Raw genomic sequence first — 2,734 nt, forward strand, 5'->3', positions numbered from 1 at the left:
GTTACTTGCGGTTATTGCTGGTGGTGCTGCGTTCTGGATTCATCGTAAGCAGAAAAAAGCGGCTGAACAACCAAGTACTCCGGCGACAGTCGAGCAAGAGTCGGCAACACCGAAAGAGCTATCTTGGGATGATGTTCAACCTGTCGACATTATTGGTCTTGAGGTTGGTTATCGCTTGATTCCTTTGGTGGATAAAGACCAAGGCGGAGAGCTGTTAGAGCGTGTAAAAGGGGTACGTAAGAAGTTGTCGCAAGACTTCGGCTTCTTGATCCCGGCGGTTCATATCCGTGACAACCTAGAGTTAACGCCAAACAGCTATCGTATTACCCTGATGGGGGTTGCGGTAGGTGAGGCTGAAATTCGACCTGATATGGAGTTGGCGATCAACCCTGGACAGGTTTACGGCATGATCGAAGGGGAACCGACCATTGACCCTGCGTTTGGTTTAGAGGCGGTGTGGATAAAAGAAGATCAGCGTGAACATGCTCAAGCACTCGGCTATACGGTGGTTGATTCCTCAACTGTATTAGCGACGCACCTTAGCCAACTGCTGACCAACAATGCCTCGCAGTTGATTGGTCATGAAGAGGTGCAAAATCTACTCGAAATGCTCGGTCGTAGTACACCTAAGTTGGTGGAGAGCTTTGTGCCTGATCAACTTCAGTTGGGTGTGGTGGTAAAAGTCTTGCAGAATCTCCTCAATGAAGCCGTTCCAATTCGAGATATCCGAACTATCGTTCAAACCTTGTCGGAATACTCAAGTAAGAGTCAAGAACCCGACATTCTCACAGCGGCTGTGCGCATTTCATTGAAACGCTTAATTGTTCAGGAAATCAATGGTATAGAGCCAGAACTGCCAGTTATTACCCTTATTCCTGAGCTGGAACAAATATTGCATCAGACCATGCAGGCTTCTGGCGGGGAATCTGCGGGAATTGAGCCAGGTTTGGCAGAGCGACTACAATCATCTTTAAGCCAGGCAACACAAGAGCAAGAGCTAAAAGGTGAACCAGCAGTGCTTCTAACATCGGGTGTATTGCGTTCTACGTTAGCCAAGTTTGTTAAAAATACGATTCCTTCATTAAGAGTTCTCTCTTATCAAGAAGTCCCTGACGAGAAACAAATTCGCATTGTTCAGGCTGTTGGAAACTAGAGCTAATACGTTGATATACGGTACTTAATTTGAAGATTAAACGATTTTTTGCCAAGGATATGCGCACCGCCTTACTTCAAGTAAAAGGGGAGTTAGGTGATGACGCGGTTATCATGTCAAATAAAAAAGTCGCGGGTGGTGTAGAGATCGTTGCTGCTGTGGATGGCGCGGATAGTGCCAAGCGGCAGAGCGGTGGTAGCTACAGTTCGAACCCAAGACACGCACCTGCTCGCCAGGCTCCTGCTAGTATCCCTACGCCTAATCAACGTGCTCTCGATGATGATCGCGTTAGTTTGCAGTCTCAAGGTGGCTCTGGAAACTCGATGACTAAGCGTTTTGCTAGCATGCTTCAGCAATATAGTGGCAACGAGGCAGATAGTCGCGAGCGTGAGGACAATCCCGATTCACTATCGGCACTGCTGAAAAGACAGTCAGCCTCACGCACAGACCCTCGAGAGAACGTACAAATCAAAGAAGACTCGCCATTAGCGCGTCTTATCGCTGAAGATCGACGTATAGAAAGACCCGCAGCAAAACTGGACCCGACTCGATACGAGCGTCAGCGCCGCGAAGATTCTTCTGTGTCTAATGAAGACCTCGAAGAGATGAAAGAGGAGATGACCTCTATCCGTCAGCTTCTTGAGCATCAAGTTTCCGGTCTCATGTGGCAAGAGGTTGAGCGCCGCGAGCCCCTTCGCGCTATGTTGATTAAACGCCTAGAACGCATGGGTGTTTCCTCTGACCTCGCTGACCAGTTAGCTTGTTACATTCCTGAAGATACGCCTCCAACTAAGGCTTGGAAAGCGCTGCTAGGCTTAGTCTCTGATCAGATACCAATTTCTCGACAAGATATTTTAAAGCGTGGCGGTATCGTTGCGTTATTAGGACCTACGGGTGTAGGTAAGACAACGACGGTAGCGAAGTTGGCCGCACGGGCTGCGATGGAGTTTGGTGCTGACAATGTCGCTTTGGTTTCAACCGATACTTACCGGATAGGTGCGCACGAGCAACTCGCGATTTATGGAAGAATTATGGGTTGCCCTGTAAAAGTCGCTAAAGATTCCAATGAGTTAGCCGATGTAATATATCAATTAAGGAATCGTCGCCTAATTCTGGTTGATACCGCAGGTATGGGGCAACGTGATGTAAGGCTATCTGAGCAATTAGATACGCTTATGCATGAAAGTGGAGAAACGATTCATAGCTACTTGGTGTTGCCCGCGACAGCGCAAAGGAAAGTGCTTCAAGAAACAATCGACCACTTTAAACGCATACCCTTGTCCGGGTGCATCATGACTAAGCTCGATGAATCTCTGAGCTTAGGTGAGTTTGTGAGTGTTGTCGTACAGAACTCTCTGCCAGTTGCATACATAGCGAACGGACAGCGAGTCCCCGAAGATATTGTGATAGCGCAACCGAAATACATGGTCGCTAAAGCAAACGAATTATTAGAGAAGTCGACAGATGATGAGCCTCACTTCTGGAACAGCGAAGCTGAAAGGTTCTAGGCGGCGGACGATTATGACTAAAGAAATGATACAAGACCAAGCAAGCGGATTACGACGTTTGACACAGCCTTCG

General features: G+C 47.9%; 2 protein-coding genes. Both read left to right on the top strand.

Going from position 1 to position 2,734, the window contains the following annotated elements; all coding sequences use genetic code 11:
- The coding region (locus tag QTO00_RS17800; RefSeq protein WP_331425968.1) for an FHIPEP family type III secretion protein at positions 1–1,153 on the top strand (1,153 nt) is incomplete at its 5' end.
- Positions 1,154–1,182: 29 nt separating this feature from the next.
- Positions 1,183–2,661, top strand: a complete 1,479-nt coding sequence (flhF, locus tag QTO00_RS17805) for a flagellar biosynthesis protein FlhF (protein WP_331425969.1) — start codon at positions 1,183–1,185, stop codon at positions 2,659–2,661.
- Positions 2,662–2,734 lie beyond the last annotated feature (73 nt).

This window comes from Vibrio sp. M260118 (genome assembly GCF_036533755.1).
In the GTDB taxonomy this organism is placed as follows: Bacteria; Pseudomonadota; Gammaproteobacteria; order Enterobacterales; family Vibrionaceae; genus Vibrio.